The organism is Geitlerinema sp. CS-897 (assembly GCF_028368005.1).
Lineage (GTDB): Bacteria > Cyanobacteriota > Cyanobacteriia > Cyanobacteriales > Geitlerinemataceae > Baaleninema > Baaleninema simplex.
The window spans coordinates 1-18026 of sequence record NZ_JAQNCQ010000023.1 but is presented as its reverse complement, the minus strand read 5'-3'; the positions used below and the strand labels follow the sequence as shown (position 1 = coordinate 18026).

Genomic DNA, 18026 nt, shown 5'->3' with positions numbered 1-18026 from the left:
TAAGCAAATCGGAATGCGAGTCAAAATATCGGGAGCGCAATGGAAAGTAGAGAATGTTTCTAAGATTCTTTCTTTACGCTGTGCTTACTTAAATGGCACTCTGTTTTAGCAATATTTTTGCAAAACTGAGATGCACCCCGTCTCAATTTGCTGGACGAGACGTTGTAATAAAGTTTGAACCATCATGGTATTTATCTCAGGGAGTGCGTTCGATACCCGATCGAGCAGTCTTAGAGAATTTCTAAGGGATAAAACTCTAGAAGAACACTCGACCCACATTGCAACCCCGATGTGTTTCTAAACTAACGCCGGTCTACGTAAAAACACGTAGAACTGTGTCGCTTTTACAGGTGGTTATAGAGGAGGTGACTTGTTGGGGGTGGGGGGTTCGACCCGTTCGACGCGGTCTGACAGCGCGATCGCTCGCTCGGATTGTGTTTGCGTCAATTACCACAAAATTGTAAAAATGTCAAATCTTGTCAGACGATCGCGTCATCGTCCGATCGCCGATCGGCTGGAGATTCCTATCCCTCGATCGAGTGTCGCTTAAAAATGGGACTGAACGATGGGTGGAGGCGATCGTTACAACGGTAAGCAAGTCAAGCAACCCAAGTTACCCTCACCGACAACGCAACCATGCAAAGTAGCAGTCAACTCCCCAACCGTTTCAGCACCGAACTCCTCATCGAAGGACAAGTACAACTCCTCAAAGATAGCGATTGTCCTCCCGACAACTTACCGCTTGTCGCCTACGCCTTCACCCCACAAGGTCGGTTTCTCAGTTCCGACAACATCGAAACCAGCGGAAGTTTCAGCATGGCGGTGAAACTTCCCGAACCCATCGACATCGACCTGTACGTCGGTCCGGAAACCGACCCGCAAAAAATTCGCCAGTCCTCCGCTTACCGTCAAACCTTCCGGGCCAAAGAGTGGATTCAGGACAATACGGGATATCGACTCAAACCCGTTTTAGACATCCCCCCCCTCGTCTGGCGTCCTTGGTGGCCGCGTTATGTTTGCGTGTCCGGTCACGTTCGCAAACTTCTCGGGAAAATTGGGAATTTCCCCATCGGGTGTTCCGTTCCCTACGTCAAAGTCGAGGTGTTCGATGTCGATCGCGAAGCCTGTTGGTTCCCTTATCTCGATCGCCTGCGGGACGTTCTGCGCGATCGCCTGACGATTCCCGTTCCCGAACTCCTCGAACGCGTTCCCGAACCCATCGACCCCATCGATCCGCCGCCGCTGGCCGCCTTCTCGAGAGCGATCGCCGAACCCTTACCCACGCAAGTCGCGCAACTTCCCCAACTGACCCTGACGTCCCGACTCGCACCTTGGTATCTTTTCCCCCGTTGCTTCTACAGCAAACAAAAACTCTGCGAAACCCGTACCGACGAAAACGGCTTTTTCCAATGCTGTTTCCGCTGGTTCCCCTTCTCGATTCGTCGCGGACGCCTGCGGTACGACGCCAAACCCGATATTATCGTGCGCGTGACGCAAATTATCGACGGAATCGAACGGGTACTGTACCTCGACCCCTATAGCAACACCCGTTGGAACGAAACCAACGCGCACATCGATCTCTACCTCGAAGACGACGATCTCGACTGTGGAGAAGGTGGAACTCCCCAACGTCCGCCGGGAAACCAGGTGTTCTTTACCCGCATCGGCGACGATGAGGTGTACGACATCGACCAAACTTCGGGAGCGTACGGAAAAGCTCCCTATCAAAACGTGGCCTACGGCGGTTTTCTGCGAATTTACGCGCAGTTTGGCGATAACTTAAGCGACGGTTCGCCGAAACGCTACTATCGTTTATCCTACGCCGCTAAGGGAAGCAGCAACTTCAAGCCGATTAAACCTCGGGTTCTCTCGGATACGCGAGTCGATAAAACCACCCTCGTCGGCGAAACTTACACTCTCGGCCCGACTGTCGTGGGAAGCGAAGCGGGGTTGTACGAAGTCCGCAACTTCGAGGATTATTACTGGTACAATCCCGATCTCATCGGATATTGGAACACGCCAGACGACATCCCCGATACGGGTGCGATCGCTCTGCGGTTGGAGGTGTTCGACGACAGTGGAAACAAACTCACCTCGGCGACGGTAGACTATCGCGACGGAACTACGACACCGGGAAGCGAACTCGCTACGATGACGGACGCTTGCGATTTGGTGTTGACGGTAGACAACAATCCACCGGAACTGGTGTTAGACACCCCTGCGAAAAACCCATGCGGCGTGATTCCGTCCTCGCAGATTCCCACTCTCGCCTTTGGTGTGAAGGTCTCCCAGAAATACAACCGTCTTTATAGCTGGAGTTTGACTTACAGCAAGGGAACGACGAATTCTTTCCAATACGTGACCGACGACAATCCGGCGACTCCCGGCGTCAACGAACGAAGTGCGCGTCGCGAAACCACAGGAATTTCTACCCCCGTCGATACGTCCTTCGCCGGAACGAAACTCACTACGGGTTTGACGCATACTTGCGCGTTCGTGGTTCGGTTGGTGGCGTATCCCCACATTCGCGACGGTCGCCAGTTTATCTATCGCCGTGAAGTCGAAAAGGCGATCGCGATCGATTTCTAGCCTCGATTTTGGGTTTTCAAGTTTGTCTCGTTCCTCAGTGCAACCGTCCCCGTTTCTCAAAAAACGGGGATTTTCTCGTTTTAATTGACTTTAAATCTCTTTTTTAAAGAATTACTGGCTATTTTACGTATTTTATGTGCGATTTCTCCAGTTCAAAACATTGACTTTTTATTCAATATCGAGCATACTGAAACTCGTCCCGAATCGCTTCTCATCTTCAAGGCTTTGTCACAGCGTTGTCACAATTGACGAGTACGCTAATGACAAATTCCCAAGGGAGAGAGACTCCATACATCCACTATCACGCCGATTACTGCCATGCAACCCAACACGACTCACCCCCTCACGCAGTTTTTGCGACAGGACTTAAACCTTTCTGAAGACGCGATCGCTCTGGCGACTCGTCAGGCTCCGACCAGGCATCACCTGCCGATGGTACTGTGGCAATACGGCTTGGTAAGCTTGAGCGAGTTAGAGCGCATTTGGGACTGGGAAAGCAGCGAAGCCTAAACACTACTCTCGAAGAGCTGAATAAATCCAATCGTTCCGGGCAGACGAACAATAGTCAAGAGAGCAAAATTCTTCAGGAAATCTGACTCGCCATGAAATCTCTAGTATTTTCCGCCATCTCTGCTTTTATCGTCATCGCAGCCCCTGTTTCTCTCCCGGTCTTAGCTAAAACTTCAATTCCCGAACCCGTTTCGCACAAGCAAGCCAATCGATCGACTCTCAGATCCGGAACCTTCGAGGCAGTCGAACATCCCACCCAAGGCAGCGCTCGCATTATCGTCGAAAACGGACGGCGTTACCTAGAAATCAGCCGAGATTTTCGCACAGATGAGGGCCCCGATCTGTTCGTCGTCCTCCATCGATCGACCTCTCCCGGCCTGCACTTCAACGAAGGCGACTATCTCACTCTCGGAGCCCTTCAAAGTACGATGGGCGTACAGCGCTACGAAATCCCGAATAACGTAAATCTGTCTGATTACAACTCAGCCGCCGTCTGGTGTCGTCAGTTCAACGCCACCTTCGGCGCTGCCACCCTCAACTCGGCGATGTGAACTGTCCCACTCTTGACTCTTTACTGTAGAAGCGCGGGCTGTTTTTCCCAACGTCCGACGGCTTTACCAATGACGGCAAGTTCGTCCATCAACTGACGGAACTGTTCGGGAGTCAACGATTGCGGCCCATCAGAGAGGGCTTTGGCCGGGTTTGGGTGAACTTCGATCATCAACGCATCGGCACCAGCGGCGATCGCTGCTTTGGCCATGGCGGGAACGAACGGCGCCCAACCCGTCCCATGACTGGGATCGATGGTAATGGGAAGGTGTGTCAGCGATCGCAACACCGGTAACACGGACAGATCGAGGGTGTTGCGAGTGTAACGGCGATCGAAAGTACGAATTCCCCGTTCGCAGAGAATCACGTTGGGATTTCCCGCCGCCAGGACATATTCTGCCGCCATCAACCATTCTTCGATGGTGGCGGACATTCCCCGTTTCAAGAGAACCGGTTTGTCCTGCGCCCCAACTTTTTTCAATAGGGCGAAGTTTTGCATATTGCGAGCGCCGACTTGCAATACGTCGGCCACTTCGGCGATTTTCTCAATATCTTCGGCGTCCATCACCTCAGTTATCACGCCCAATCCAGAGGCTTCGCGGGCTTTCGCCAATAGCTCTAGGGCGCTTTCGCCGTGGCCTTGGAAGGCGTAGGGAGAGGTACGGGGTTTGTAGGCTCCCCCCCGAAGGAACTTCGCCCCGGCTTCTTTAACGCGCAGGGCAGTTTCGACGATCGCCTCTTCGCTTTCGACCGAACAAGGGCCGGCGATCGTGACGACGGGATGGTGTTCGCCGAACATCACGTTTCCCTCTGGAGTCGCGACGCTCACTGCACTCGGTTCGCCGTGACGGAACTGTCGGCTGGCGCGTTTGAAGGGTTCTTCGACCCGTAACACCTGTTCGATCCAAGGGCTGATTTCTTGGAGTTGCAGGGGATCGAGAGCGGCGGTGTCACCCACCAAGCCGATGACGACTTTGTAACGTCCGACAATGTTTTCGGGTGTGAGTCCCCAGTTCTCCATTTCTCGGTTGAGGCGATCGATCTCCGCCTGAGGAGTACCGGGTTTCATCACGATAATCATACGAACTGCTCTCCCACGATCGTTGTCAGCCAGCGATGCCAGCTCGGGTTTTACTTTCTTTTCTAATTGTAGTGAATTCGACCAAATCGGGATGGGTGAGGGCGATCGCCGTCTGAAACGCTGCAATTAACTGTCGCGCGATCGCCGATCTCCCTGGGGTTACAGGGTGCAGTGGCGAAAATACGGTTCGAGTGTGCCGTAGATTTAGGGACAGTTGTGCTTTAACAACGAGAGTTTGAGTGAAAATTCTGTGTTCCACTTCGATCCATCTATGTAGAAGCACGCAATTTTTTTCAACATCGAAGCTGTTTACACTCTAATTTTAGACAAATCTATTTATTTTTTTATTAAAACAAGTTTTTTTGTTTAATTTGAAATACGTAAAATCCAAAAAAAATAATTTTAAAATCTTATTTTAAAGAATTTGTAAAGTACGTACATTCTCGGTTGTTCCCGTATTTTTGATTTCTTAATATGAACTCAGAGACACGAATCAAACCGTTATCTGAGTACAAGAAGGAACGACCCAAAATGACTTCAAAAATTGAAACTCCCATTCGATCGAGCGCGATCTACAGTAGTCTGGCAGCCACCGCACTGTTAGCACTCAACGTTTCTCCAGCTCAAGCGTTCAGCTTTACAACCAACAAGACCGGTAACGATGCCAAAGGTCTCATCGAACTCAACTCGATCCAACTCGAAGACGGAACGATTATCGACGACTTTTCCGTCATCAACGAAGCCCGAATCGTGAGCAACGACGAGTATAGTGGCGGAAACACCGGAGCGGCGAGTGCGGACATTGGCGATAACGTCGTTGCCGGTCCGAACACTGGGATGAAAAAAGAAAATCTCTCGGAAGACGAACTCCACGTCAACCTACAAAACCTCAACCTCAACAGCATCATCGACACCGAAGACAACGGTAACTTTGCTATCGATTTATTCTTCGATAAAGCGGTCGATAACCTGTTAGTTTGGGAACGGGGGATGAACAGCAAACTCGGTATCCAAGCGATCGATCGCAACGGCAATCTCATCGGTCGCTACTTGGAAGTCAATTCTCGCAACTGGCAGTATGCGGGTTACGACATCAACACCCAAGAAATCGGTGGCGCTCAAAAAGTCGGTGCGCGGGGTATCAGCATGGCTGAATTGGGTGTGGAAGACCAATACATCACCGGTTTCCGCTTCATCAGCCAAAGCGATTTCAACGGTCCTGACTGGAAAATCCTAGGAACCGATGTCACCCGTGGCGGAGAAATTCCCCTCGAAACGGTTCCCGAACCCGGAACGATGGCTGGTTTGCTCGCCATTGGTGGATTGTTAGCTGCTTCTCGTCGTCGCAAAAACGGCTAGAACCGAATCTCGACAGTTGTTGGCTCGACTACAACAAGTGCAACACAACTGTCAAAGTGCAACACAACGCAAAGTAAGGAGCTGCGATGAGATGTGTAAGTTCGTCCAGCCCCGAAGAATCAATTCAGGGTGCAACGAAGACGACATCGGCGTTATTGCTGGTGTCGTTCGATTTTGAGCGTTTTTGGGGAAGCGAACGGGAATCGACGTTGTAGAGTCCTGGGATGCAAGGATTCGATGGCAGCTCGACGTGGCGATCGCGAAGCTGCAAACGGCTGAGATTCTGCGATAATAAACACCCAATTAGTACACCAAGCGATCGAAGACAATGCGACTGTCCCAAATGCTCTTTGTCACTCTGCGCGAAGACCCCGCAGAGGCAGAAATTCCCAGTCACAAACTACTACTGAGGGCGGGATATATCCGTCGGATTGCGAGTGGGGTGTACGCCTATCTCCCCTTGATGTGGCGCGTGTTGCAGAAGGTGTCCCAAATCGTGCGCGAGGAAATGAACGCCACAGGGGCCCAGGAGTGTCTGTTACCGCAGTTGCAACCGTCGGAGTTGTGGCAGGAGTCGGGACGGTGGGAAACTTACACGAAGGCTGAAGGGATTATGTTCGCCCTCACCGATCGCCAAGAGCGACAAATGGGGTTGGGACCGACTCACGAGGAAGTGATTACGGCGATCGCTCGCGACTGTATTCGATCGTACCGTCAACTGCCGCTGCATCTCTATCAAATTCAAACGAAATTCCGCGACGAAATTCGCCCCCGCTTCGGGTTGATGCGCGGTCGGGAATTTATCATGAAAGACGGCTACTCTTTCCACACGGACGAAGAGAGCCTCAAACAAACCTACGCAGACATGGATACGGCGTATCGCAACATCGTGCGTCGTTGTGGGTTGGCGTTTCAAGCCGTCGAAGCCGATTCCGGGGCGATTGGCGGTTCCGGTTCTCAGGAATTTATGGTTCTCGCCGATGCGGGAGAAGACGAGGTTCTCTACACCGAAGACGGAAGTTACGCGGCGAACGTGGAAAAAGCCGTCTCGCTTCCCCCCGAGGCGGAACCCTCGCCGTTTGAGACGTACGAAAAACGGGAAACCCCCGACACCGCCACCATCGCCAGTTTGTGCGACTGCTTGAACTGTTCGCCGACGCAGGTGGTGAAGAACGTTCTCTATCAAGCGGTGTACGATAACGGAACCACCGTGTTGGTGTTGGTGAGTGTTCGCGGCGATCGCGATGTCAACGAGGTTAAGTTGCAAAACGAACTAACGCGACGGGCGGGAGATTACGACGCGATCGCGCTCTTGTCGTTGACGGTTCCCGATGCAGACGCACAGCAGAAGTGGGCGGCGAACCCGTTACCTTTGGGATACATTGCGCCGGATTTAGCTGACGACTACATCGCCAAACAGAAAGACGTTGCGCCGAAATTCTTGCGGTTGGCGGACAAGACGGTGGAAAACTTGCAAAGCTTCGTCACTGGGGCGAACGAAACCGGATTTCACGTTGTCGGGGCGAATTGGGGCGACCAGTTTACATTACCGCCTGTAGTGGATTTAGATAAGTCCATGGCGGGCGATCGCTCGTTGAAAAACCCGGAACAGGTTCTGCAAACCGCCCGAGGTATTGAAGTCGGCCACATTTTCCAATTGGGAACCAAGTATTCCGAGGCGATGGGGGCGACGTACACCGACGAACACGGGAAAGACAAGCCGTTAGTCATGGGATGTTACGGCATTGGCGTGTCTCGTTTGGCGCAGGCAGCAGTCGAACAGTCTTACGATAAGGATGGCATTATTTGGCCGGTGGAGATCGCACCCTATCACGCGATCGTCACGGTTCCCAATATCAACACGAAAGAACAGATGGAGGCGGCGGAAAAACTCTACGCGGAACTCAATGCGGCGGGTGTGGAAACGTTACTCGACGATCGCAAGGAACGGGCTGGGGTGAAGTTTAAAGACGCCGATTTGATCGGGATTCCCTATCGTGTGGTGACGGGGCGATCGATTTCTGAGGGTAAAGTGGAAGTGGTCGATCGCGCGACGCACGAGTCTCGAGACATGGCGATCGCGGATGTGGTTCCTACGTTAAAACAGTGGGTTGAGGAAGCCTTGGCGCGATAATCTCTCTGGGGGCGCGGTGACTGATATGGTTCCTGCGCTCCCCAGTAGTTTGTTATGATAAATCAGCGATAGATTTATAAAATCTGCATGGAGGACTGATATTATATATGCCTTTACCGGGAGGAGAATCTGACAAGTTAGGTAATCGTTATGAGGGAATATGGACAGTACACTGCATGATTGACGTCATGGAGGATAAAGCCAGTTCCATCAGGTTAGAAAAGCCTGGGGAGGATGCTTTTGAATTTTTCTTACAGCGGCCGGAGAGTTTAGAATGCCATCAAGTTAAACGACAAAAGAGCGGACGGGGAAGATGGACAATTAATGCTTTAGAAGATTCAAACACCAAAGTTTTGTCGGCTTTTTGGAAAACTCTCAAGCAAGAAAATACATCATGCGTATTTGTTTCAACTCAAGATGCAGCTGAACTCCATGAGTTAGCCAACCGAGCCAGAGATTCTTTGTCCTGGGAAGAATACGAACAATATTATCTAACTCAGAACCTATCGAGAAACCTTGGGAAGCTGTGTCAGAAATGGGAAGGTTGTTCTCAACAAGATGCTTATACTGCATTAAAGCGAATTAATTTTAGAACGATTGATGAAAAAACTTTAATTGAAACTACTGAAAATCGATTAAATTCCCTAGTGGAAGGTGACTCTAAACAACTTAGGCTTGAATTAGAAGAACTAGCTGTTAAAAAAATACATAAACAATTGATAGCTGTCGATATTTGGGAATATCTATTAAAAGATAGAGGGTATCAAAGATGTGAATGGGGCAAAGATCCTCATGTCTTAATCAAGCTCAAAAAAGTAAATGAGATATATCTTACTACGTTCGATCGCGAAAAAATTGCTAATGAAGTAATTCTCAGAGATGAAGCTCATCTTATTTTTCAAAAGCTTACCTTGCCAAGTGATAATAAACGTGGAGTGCTACTTACAGGAGAGGCTGGCGTTGGTAAAAGTGGTACGATCGGACAAGTCGCGACTAAATTGCAAGAAAAATCTATACCTTATATTGCATTTCGTTTAGATCGTCTAACACCGACACAATCTCTCAACAGTCTAGGACAACAATTAGAAGGACTTCCGGGATCTCCAGCTCATGTGCTGGCTGCGGTTGCTCATAATCATAAATGTGTTTTAATTATCGATCAGCTAGATGCTGTTAGTGAAGCTTCAGGACGTAATCCCTGGTTTTTTGAATGTATTGACGAAATTATTAAGCAGGCTCAAACACATTCAAATATTCGTTTACTATTAGCTTGTCGTAATTTTGACTTGGAAAACGATCCTCGATTAAAGCGTCTAATTAGTCGAGACGGAATATTGGAAGAAGTCGTTATCAAAAAGGTGTCTCATGAAACAGTTAAAAGAATTTGCCAAAAACTGAGCTTAAAAGACAAACAATTAAATCCACAACAACTAGATTTACTTGCCTTGCCAATTCACTTAAAATTGTTTAGTGAAGTTCAAGGTGATGAGAGCTTAGATAATCTTAGTTTTATAACTAATAAAGATTTATACGATCGTTTCTGGAAACATAAGCAATCTATTTTAAAAGAGCGTCTTGGCTATGCTTCTCGATGGACACAAGTAATCGACTCTCTTTGCGATTATATGAATGAAAAACAAGTTTTATCAGCTCCTCAAGAAATTGTTGATGACTATTCAAAAGATGCTGAGGCAATGGCATCAGAGAATGTGTTGATTTGGCAAAATAAAAGAATATCATTTTTCCACGAAAGTTTTTTCGATTACGCTTTTGCTCGTAGATTTGCTTATAGAGGTCAGAAATTAATACATTTCCTTAAAGATAGCGATCAATATTTATTTTGTCGTACTCAAGTTCGACAAATTTTGATTCATGAACGAGAGTCAGATTTTGAAGTTTATTTGAACGATCTTAATGAATTATTGACGAATTTTGATATACGGTTTCACATTAAACAAGTAGTACTGGCAATCCTCGCAGCTTTGCCAGATCCAACACAAGACGAATGGGAAATTTTGGATACACTGATAACTGATGAATCAAATTCTATTAATTATCAAATTTGGCAAACATTATATAGCTCAGTTAGCTGGTTCAAACTACTTGACAGTCTAGGCATATTAGAAAATTTGCTCAGGAGTGAAGATGAAGATTTACTCGATCGAGTAACAACTTATTTATTTCGAGTACAGAAGGTATTACCCGATCGAGTTGCTGAATTATTAGAGCCGTATGTTGGGTTGTCCGAAAACTGGAAAAAACGCCTTGTTTCTATAATGCAGTGGGCGGATATTGGTGCAGGACGACATTTCTTTGAATTATTTTTACGTCTGATTGATGATGGTACTCTGGATAATGCAAGAGGACCGATCGCAAGTAATAGCGAGTTTTGGAATCTGATTTATTCCCTACCCAAGCAATCTGCAAGTTGGGCTTGTGAAGTCATTGGTCACTACCTCAACCGACGTCTAACTTTAAGTCTTGAAGGCGATCGACCAAATCCCTTCGACCGAAAAAATGGAACCATACTTAAAGGTCAGCTTGATACAGAAATCTTTATAGAAAGTGCTAAGAATGCTCCCAAGCAATTTGTCAATTATGTTTTGCCATTTATGTTTCGTGTTATTGAATTAACAGCAGAGCGAAAAAGCAATCCTCCTTGGCAGGATAGCGTTTGGTGTTATCGAACTTATGGAAAAGTATATAAGCCTGAAGATTTAACACTGAACGCAGTAGAAATTGCAATTTGCAAATTAGCTGTACTTCAGTTCAAAGATTTTGAGAGCATCAAGCAACAACTTATTGAATCAAATTTTGAAACGATTGGATATATCCTCATTCGAGCGTATACAGCTATAGCGGAAAGCTTTCCATCGTTACTAAGAGTTTGCTACCTAATTTACAGAAAACCCTTTAAATATTTAGACGCAATTTCCACAAAATTACGATTTTATCTGATTACAACCGCTTATAAGGCTATTTTAAATGTCTATGAAACTCTCAATGAAGCTGTAGAGTATATTTGTGATAACCCAGCTAGGTTTAATACCGGTTATGACATTTGTAATGGAAACGTTCATGCTGCTCCTTTTTGGGCGACCAAACAGCTATTAGATGTAGTGACTCCATATTGCTCTAATGAAAGATTAGAAATATTAACAAATTCTTTATTAGATTATTATCCCAGTTGGGAAAAACATTATGAATTGCGCCATTTTCGTGGTTTTGGTCAGTGGGTATTGCTGAGTAGTATTCCGGATTGTCGTTGTTCTCAACAAATCACTCGTCGATTACAAGAATTAGAGCGTAAATTCATCGGTATTAATTTAATTGAAAAGCCAAGAAAAATCGAACCACCAGTGAGCATAGAAGCCTATATAGTAAGTTCTCCTATACCCGAAAAATCTGCAAAAAAAATGACTGACGAGCAATGGTTGAAAGCTATTTATTTCTACACAAATCGTGACGCATTTTCTAAGTTTAAGTCTAGTGGAGAGTTAATTGGTGGAGCGGCTCAACTATCTTCTGTTTTGCAGAAAGAAGTTCAAAACGATCCGTTACGTTTTGCTAGTTTAGTTCAATCCTTCCCGAGCAATACAAATTTATGCTATTTTAACGCCGTTTTACGAGGTATTGCTGAATCCGATTACGAAATGGATGTTCAGGTTGTAAGTAAAGTTTTACAATGCTGTCATCAATTACCACAACATCCTTGTGGTAATTCAATTAGTTATATTTTTCAAAAATTAGCAAAATTATCTTGGTCATCATCAGATATAGATATTTTGACTTATTATGCTCTTAACGATTGCAATCCAGAAGGGGAAAAATGGACTACAAAAGTTATTAAGGGTGATTCCGATCGTATTCTTACGGCTGGAATTAACTCTACACGAGGGAGTGCGGCGAGTGCTATCGCTAGCTTGATGTTTTTGAATAAAGATCGCACGCCACAATTTTTATCAGCTTTACGTAATATGGTGCAAGATCCTTCAATTTCTGTAAGAGCTTGTGTGGCTGAAGCTCTGATAGCTGTTTTAAATTACGATCGAGAATTAGCCATAGAACTTTTCTTCCAACTTTGTAATACTGAAGAATCACTCTTAGAAACAAGAACTATTGAAGAATTTATATACTTCGCATCACCAACACACCATGAAAGGTTTAAAGAGATTTTAGAGCGAGCGATTAATTCCGATATTCCAAATGTCGTTAGAGTTGGTTCCAGACAAGTTTGCTTGCTTTCACTAACGACTGAAGAATTTAAGTCCTTCGCTAAGAAATGTCTTGAAGGAAGAGTGGAGCATCGATTATCTGCGGCTGAGATCTTTGCGTCTAATTTACGTTCTGCATATTATCGTGATTTTTGCGAGAAAAATTTAGTTAAGCTATTTCAAGATCCGGAAAAAGAGGTTCGAGATCGAGCAGCAAGATGCTTTTTAAAGTTTGAGAAAGATGAATTAGGTAACTATACTGATTTTATAGAAGCTTTCGTTGATAGTCTAGCATTTGCTCAGAATAGTTACAATTTGATTAATGCACTTAAGGAAACAACAGCTAAACTTCCAGACGTTACGTACTTAGTTTGTAAAAAACTTGTAGATTATTTGAGTTCAGACACGGCTGACATCTCTACTCATTCCAGGGTAGATACAGATACAGTGAGTGAGTTGCTAATTCGTGTATACAGTCAAACTAGAGATCGAACGTTAAAGTTACGCTGTCTTGATGTAGTGGATCGTATGGCAAAAATGGGAACTTATGGACTATATAAAGCTTTACAACAATATGAAAGGTAATATAATTACATCGATCGACTACAGAATTGAGGCTTAATTTGTTATATTTCTCACGCAACAATATAAAATAAAAACTAAAATAAAAAAACTCTATAAATCACTTAAAAAACTATGCAAGTCTCACTCAAGCAAATTGTGTTATCTCCCGGTCAAAAACTCGTGATGACCGATGTAAATTGGCAGATGTACGAACGAATTTTAGAAGAGTTCGGAGAAAAACGCAGTGCGCGGATTAATTACAGTCAAGGACTTCTAGAAATTATGGTTCCGTTGCCAGAACACGAGGACGATAAGGTCATCATAGGCAATTTTGTTGAAATTTTACTAGAAGAACTCGACCTCGAATTTAGAAACTTAGGTTCGACGACGTTTAAAAGTCAAACCATGAAACAGGGGATCGAAGCAGATAGCTGTTTCTACATCGAACACGAAGCAGAAATTCGCGGTAAAAAACGTCTCGATCTCACTGTCGATCCGCCTCCCGATCTCGCAGTTGAAATCGATCTGACCTCTCGAACGCGCTTAGAAAACTACGAAAAACTGGGTGTCAAAGAACTCTGGCGGTTTGACGGTGAGGTGTTGGAAATTAGCGTGTTGCAAGATGGGAAATACGTGCGATCGCACCCGAGTTTTCATTTTCCTATGTTGGCGATCGCAGAAATCATTCCGCAGTATCTCGAACGCAGTAAAGTCGAAGGTCGAAATCAGACGATGAAAGCCTTTCGCGCTTGGGTGAAAGCCGAGATCGAGCGATCGTAAAAACTTCGTAACCGACGTATTGACAGCCTTCGCGCGATCGCACCTTCCCCTCGACTCCAAAAACACCGCGATACAATGGAGTAACCTTTACAGAACTTCACACGCGATCTCATGGACTGTATCATCAACCGTCGAGCGCAATTCTCAGCCAGCCACCGATATTGGCTCCCCGAACTCAGCGAAGCCGAGAATTTCAAGCAGTTCGGCGCTTGTGCGAAAGCACCGGGACACGGACATAATTACGTCCTCTACGTCTCTATGGCGGGACAACTCGATGAGTACGGGATGGTGTTAAACCTCTCCGATATCAAACACGACATCAAGCGGGAAGTGACCAGCCAACTGGATTTTTCCTTTCTCAACGAGGTGTGGGAAGAGTTCCAAGAGACGCTCCCGACGACGGAAAACGTAGCGCGAGTCATCTGGGATCGCCTCGCAGCGCACCTTCCTCTGGTGCAAATTCAATTGTTCGAGCATCCCGATTTGTGGGCGGATTATTTCGGAAACGGCGACGAAGCCTATCTGACGACGCGAACTCACTTTAGCGCCGCGCACCGTTTGGCGATTCCCGACGCCAGCGACGAGGAAAATTACGCGATTTATGGAAAATGTGCCCATCCCTACGGACACGGACACAATTACCATATCGAAGTGACGGTGAAGGGTGAAATGGATCGTCGCACGGGAATGCTTGTCGATTTGGGTCAGTTGATGCAACTGATTGAGGATCGCGTCGCCGAACCGTTCGATCATACGTTCCTCAATCTGGACGTTCCCCATTTTGAAACGGTAGTGCCGACCAATGAAAATTTCGCGCTCCACATTTGCGAGCTTTTAAAAAATCCCGTTCGCGATTTGGGAGCGCAACTGTATAAAATCAAACTGATTGAAAGTCCTGGAAATGCTTGTGAAGTCTACGCCAGCGACATGGAAGACGACGTTAAAGCCCCGAGCGATCGCGATTTAGTCTCTGCAAAATAAAACGTTTTTTGTGAAACTCTGGTCATCTTAAAGATAGATCCCCGGCATCTTGGAGATGCCGGGGATCTGGCAGTGTTCTAGCATTAAATTTGTAAAGATACTGTTTTCTACAAATAGAATCATTGAAATTCAACAATTTAACTTAGAGGTCTCCGGGCTTGATACGATCGCCCCACTAAATCGAGAATGCCAACAAAAACAATACTTAAAACTAAACCGACGACTAACAAAACTGACCACATCGTATGCCATTCTAAAATACCTTCAAATCCCGCAATTTCGTAAAAGAACTTGTTGCTATCGACGAGTTGTAGCGAATTGTCGTCGTTTCTCACGAACAAAACGTCATAGTAAGGATAGCGATCGTTGCTGAACTGTCCGCCCGTGGCGGAGACTAAAATAAATTCTCGGCCGTTGTTTCCAATCGCTTCGATAACAATTCCTTGCAGTAACTGAGCTTGGTCTTCGTAAACCTCAGATTCGGGGGTAGAGAGTAAATGGGTGGCTTCGATCGCATCGTACAGCGTGGCGAGTTTCGCTAACGACATTTGTGGCTCGATCGCCGTGAGAGTTCCGCGATCGAACAGTTCCACGAGTCCCCGCGTCGGATCGCAATATTCGCTGTTGCATTTCGAGGAACCGCAATATCCCGAATTTCCGAGAGGTTCCTGATAGTTGCGATCGCACAAAATCGCCGGATCGACTTGAAACACCGACCGGCCGTTTGCCGTTTCTAAAGACGAAACGGGCGTAATCGACTCGATCGTCTCGATTTCCATAGCCTCTAGCGGAACTGGCGGCGGTTGAAAAAAGTAACCCCAGTAAAACCGGGCAAACGCGATCGATGCGAGGCCACTCAACCCGGCAAACGGGACGAACAGCAGGAGAAATCGCCTCAACTGCCATTGAAACCCTCGATTTTGCATGGTGGGAGTCCCTCGCTAACGCCTTCGATCGCCTACAGCGCGATCGACTTCGATTCCAGACACCAACGTTAAACTAGCGATCGAGGGACAACCGTATGGCAGCAGTCGTAACCGAGGAGCGATCGAGATGGTGCGTTTGAAACCGTGGCAGTGGGCAATTTTATCCACCCCTATCGCCAGTATCGTGGTGTTTTTACTCGTGTCCGCCGGAATCCAGATTCACAACTGGGGCATTAACTGGATTTGGGGAATCGTCGTTCTCGCGTTCGCAGGATGGCGGTGGCTGTTGGTGAAGTGGACGAAACCCGCGATCGCCGAAGTAGAAGCCGTCGTCGCCGAAGTCAACGCCAAACTCGAATCCGTCGCCGACACCGAAGCCACCGGGGGAGACGACGCCGCCGCAAAAGTCGAACCCGCATTGCAACGCATCCTCGAAGACTGTCGCGACGACGCGCCGATTTGGGAAGACTGGCCGCAGTTTTGGCAGCGATGTCAAGATGTAGTGGTGGCAGTGGCGAACGCTTACCACCCGGAAGTCAAATATCCACTGCTTAGTATCTACGTTCCCCAAGCATACGGGTTGATTCGGGGAACGGTGGACGACCTCGATCGCTGGATGCAGCAGCTTTCCCCAGTTCTCGGACAGGTGACCGTGGGACAAGCCTATCAGGGATACGAAATGTATCAGAAACTCGAACCCTCGGCACGAAAACTCTGGAAAATTTGGAACGTGGCGCAGTGGGTTCTCAATCCGGCGGCGGCGATCGCGCGACAAACGACGCAGAAATCGAGCGATCGCGCCACGCAACAACTCCTAGGCAATTTAAGTCAGATGTTGCGAGAAGCGGCGTTGCGAAACCTCGCCCAGCAAGCGGTTCTGTTATACGGCGGTACGTCTCTCCCGGCGTTGGAGGCGCAAAAACCGCAACAGGTGGAGGCGAAAACCCAAACCTTGCGGGAAATTCTCGATCGCGCCGAACCGACGGAAAGGGTGGAGAAAAAACCCGTGAACTTGCTGCTGGTGGGGCGCACGGGGGCGGGAAAAAGCAGCCTCATCAATACCTTATTTCAATCGGAACGGGCGGAAGTGGACGTTTTACCCAGTACCGACGCGGTGAAACAGTACGTTTGGGAAAGCGAGGAGGGCGAAACCCTGACGCTGTGGGATACGCCGGGATACGAACAAGCCAATCGCAACGAGTTTCGGGAGTTGGTGTTGGATTACGCGCGGACGGCGGATGCGGTATTGTTGGTGACACCCGCTCTCGATCCGGCGTTGCAGATGGATGCGGACTTTTTGCAGGATTTGGCTAAGGAAATTGAAGACTTACCGACGATCGCCATCGTGACGCAGATCGATCGCCTGCGTCCGATTCGCGAGTGGAACCCGCCCTACGATTGGGAAGGGGGCGATCGCCCCAAAGAGAAGTCGATTCGCGAGGCGACGCACTACCGCCGCGAACAGTTGGGAAGTCTCTGTAAACAAGTGCTTCCGTTGGTGACGCGAGACGAGACAACGGGACGAACCCCTTGGAACGTCGAACAACTCTCCGTTACCGTGATAGAGGCGATCGAACCGGCGAAACAGTTGCGCCTGGCGCGATTTCTACGCGATCGCGAGGCGAAGGTTCGCGCGGCGGCGAAAATTATCGATCGCTACACCTTCCAAATGGCGACGACTCAGGGCGTCACCACATTTCTCAAAAGTCCGGTTCTTCAGTTTATTTCCACCCTCACCACCGGACAACCGACTCTGGCATATCTCCTCGCCGAACAGATTCCCGTGGAACAATTACCCATCGTCATCGGGAAACTTCAGATGGCTTACGACTTGTTTTCGCTGTTGAGTTCGGGAGATTCCCACATCCGCAACTTCGATTTGTTGTCCTTGTGGCCGGTGTTGTTAGACAACCCGGAACCGCCCGATCGCAACGCTTGGTCGTTCGGTCACGCCTTGGTGGAATATTGGACGCGAGACTTGTCGATCGAGCAGTTTCGCGAGCGCTTTGAATTCTACCAAGATTCGTCGCAGTGCTCCAACCATAGCCAATAGGCTTGGTTGGTGGTGAAGCGGCGGTGAGTTTCGGTGCATCCCCCGAACAAGGCGATAGCGAGAGAAGGGGATAGCGCCGAAACGAACAAACTGGTAAAATTGCCTTACCGGAAACGGTCTTTAAGATCCTAAGGGTATGGTTCGGAACACCCGAAAAACCCGTGGTGGAGGTAAACCACAAAATCGCCAGTTGGTGTGGCCAAGAGAATTTGATTCTCGCTTATGTCTGCGGTGGGGCGCATCGTGGACGTTAAACAAACAGCCTGTGAAGGCGTTCTGACCGGGG

12 protein-coding genes are annotated in these 18026 nt (G+C 47.7%); 9 read left to right on the top strand and 3 right to left on the bottom strand.

Features of this window, described 5'->3' with window-relative positions:
* Positions 1–636 precede the first annotated feature (636 nt).
* The 3 genes from POG22_RS00895 to POG22_RS00885 all read left to right on the top strand — a co-directional run bounded on the left by POG22_RS00895 (position 637) and on the right by POG22_RS00885 (position 3650).
* The gene (locus tag POG22_RS00895; protein ID WP_498903097.1) at positions 637–2589 is read left to right on the top strand and encodes a hypothetical protein; all 1953 of its coding nucleotides are present in this window, start codon (positions 637–639) and stop codon (positions 2587–2589) included.
* A gap of 318 nt (positions 2590–2907) precedes the next feature.
* On the top strand, positions 2908–3099 hold the full coding sequence (locus POG22_RS00890; protein ID WP_498903096.1) for a DUF2949 domain-containing protein: 192 nt from the start codon (positions 2908–2910) through the stop codon (positions 3097–3099).
* Between the two features lie 92 nt (positions 3100–3191).
* Complete coding sequence (locus POG22_RS00885; protein WP_063715523.1) at positions 3192–3650, top strand: DM13 domain-containing protein; 459 nt, start codon at positions 3192–3194, stop codon at positions 3648–3650.
* A 20-nt stretch (positions 3651–3670) separates the two neighbouring features.
* On the opposite strand, the gene aroF is transcribed toward POG22_RS00885, so the two are convergent.
* Complete coding sequence (gene aroF / locus POG22_RS00880) at positions 3671–4729, bottom strand: 3-deoxy-7-phosphoheptulonate synthase (protein ID WP_498903095.1); 1059 nt, start codon at positions 4727–4729, stop codon at positions 3671–3673.
* Positions 4730–4754: 25 nt separating this feature from the next.
* A complete protein-coding gene (locus POG22_RS00875; protein ID WP_498903093.1) occupies positions 4755–4988 on the bottom strand; it encodes a hypothetical protein in 234 nt (77 codons plus the stop codon).
* 272 nt (positions 4989–5260) lie between these two features.
* Here POG22_RS00875 and POG22_RS00870 point away from each other — a divergent pair, with 272 nt between their 5' ends.
* From POG22_RS00870 to POG22_RS00850, 5 genes are all read left to right on the top strand, one after another.
* Positions 5261–6088, top strand: coding sequence for an exosortase-dependent surface protein XDP2 (locus tag POG22_RS00870; protein ID WP_498903092.1), 828 nt, complete (start codon positions 5261–5263; stop codon positions 6086–6088).
* Between the two features lie 328 nt (positions 6089–6416).
* Complete coding sequence (locus tag POG22_RS00865) at positions 6417–8222, top strand: proline--tRNA ligase (protein ID WP_063715526.1); 1806 nt, start codon at positions 6417–6419, stop codon at positions 8220–8222.
* 107 nt (positions 8223–8329) lie between these two features.
* A complete protein-coding gene (locus POG22_RS00860) occupies positions 8330–13021 on the top strand; it encodes an NACHT domain-containing protein (protein WP_498903090.1) in 4692 nt (1563 codons plus the stop codon).
* Positions 13022–13132: 111 nt separating this feature from the next.
* Positions 13133–13780: a Uma2 family endonuclease gene (locus POG22_RS00855; RefSeq protein WP_498903089.1), complete on the top strand. Its 648-nt coding sequence runs from the start codon at positions 13133–13135 to the stop codon at positions 13778–13780.
* A 111-nt stretch (positions 13781–13891) separates the two neighbouring features.
* Complete coding sequence (locus tag POG22_RS00850) at positions 13892–14761, top strand: 6-carboxytetrahydropterin synthase (protein ID WP_063715529.1); 870 nt, start codon at positions 13892–13894, stop codon at positions 14759–14761.
* A 137-nt stretch (positions 14762–14898) separates the two neighbouring features.
* Here POG22_RS00850 and POG22_RS00845 read toward each other — a convergent pair whose 3' ends face one another.
* Positions 14899–15687, bottom strand: coding sequence for a hypothetical protein (locus tag POG22_RS00845; protein WP_498903088.1), 789 nt, complete (start codon positions 15685–15687; stop codon positions 14899–14901).
* A 127-nt stretch (positions 15688–15814) separates the two neighbouring features.
* Here POG22_RS00845 and POG22_RS00840 point away from each other — a divergent pair, with 127 nt between their 5' ends.
* The gene (locus tag POG22_RS00840; RefSeq protein ID WP_498903086.1) at positions 15815–17740 is read left to right on the top strand and encodes a GTPase family protein; all 1926 of its coding nucleotides are present in this window, start codon (positions 15815–15817) and stop codon (positions 17738–17740) included.
* Positions 17741–18026: the final 286 nt, after the last annotated feature.

Excerpts from the sequence above, each read along its gene's own strand:
- POG22_RS00885 (WP_063715523.1), top strand. The coding sequence starts at position 3,192 with ATGAAATCTCTAGTATTTTCCGCCATCTCTGCTTTTATCGTCATCGCA.
- POG22_RS00870 (WP_498903092.1), top strand. The coding sequence starts at position 5,261 with ATGACTTCAAAAATTGAAACTCCCATTCGATCGAGCGCGATCTACAGT.
- POG22_RS00845 (WP_498903088.1), bottom strand. The coding sequence starts at position 15,687 with ATGCAAAATCGAGGGTTTCAATGGCAGTTGAGGCGATTTCTCCTGCTG.
- POG22_RS00890 (WP_498903096.1), top strand. The coding sequence starts at position 2,908 with ATGCAACCCAACACGACTCACCCCCTCACGCAGTTTTTGCGACAGGAC.
- POG22_RS00840 (WP_498903086.1), top strand. The coding sequence starts at position 15,815 with ATGGTGCGTTTGAAACCGTGGCAGTGGGCAATTTTATCCACCCCTATC.
- POG22_RS00895 (WP_498903097.1), top strand. The coding sequence starts at position 637 with ATGCAAAGTAGCAGTCAACTCCCCAACCGTTTCAGCACCGAACTCCTC.
- POG22_RS00850 (WP_063715529.1), top strand. The coding sequence starts at position 13,892 with ATGGACTGTATCATCAACCGTCGAGCGCAATTCTCAGCCAGCCACCGA.
- aroF (WP_498903095.1), bottom strand. The coding sequence starts at position 4,729 with ATGATTATCGTGATGAAACCCGGTACTCCTCAGGCGGAGATCGATCGC.
- POG22_RS00860 (WP_498903090.1), top strand. The coding sequence starts at position 8,330 with ATGCCTTTACCGGGAGGAGAATCTGACAAGTTAGGTAATCGTTATGAG.
- POG22_RS00865 (WP_063715526.1), top strand. The coding sequence starts at position 6,417 with ATGCGACTGTCCCAAATGCTCTTTGTCACTCTGCGCGAAGACCCCGCA.
- POG22_RS00855 (WP_498903089.1), top strand. The coding sequence starts at position 13,133 with ATGCAAGTCTCACTCAAGCAAATTGTGTTATCTCCCGGTCAAAAACTC.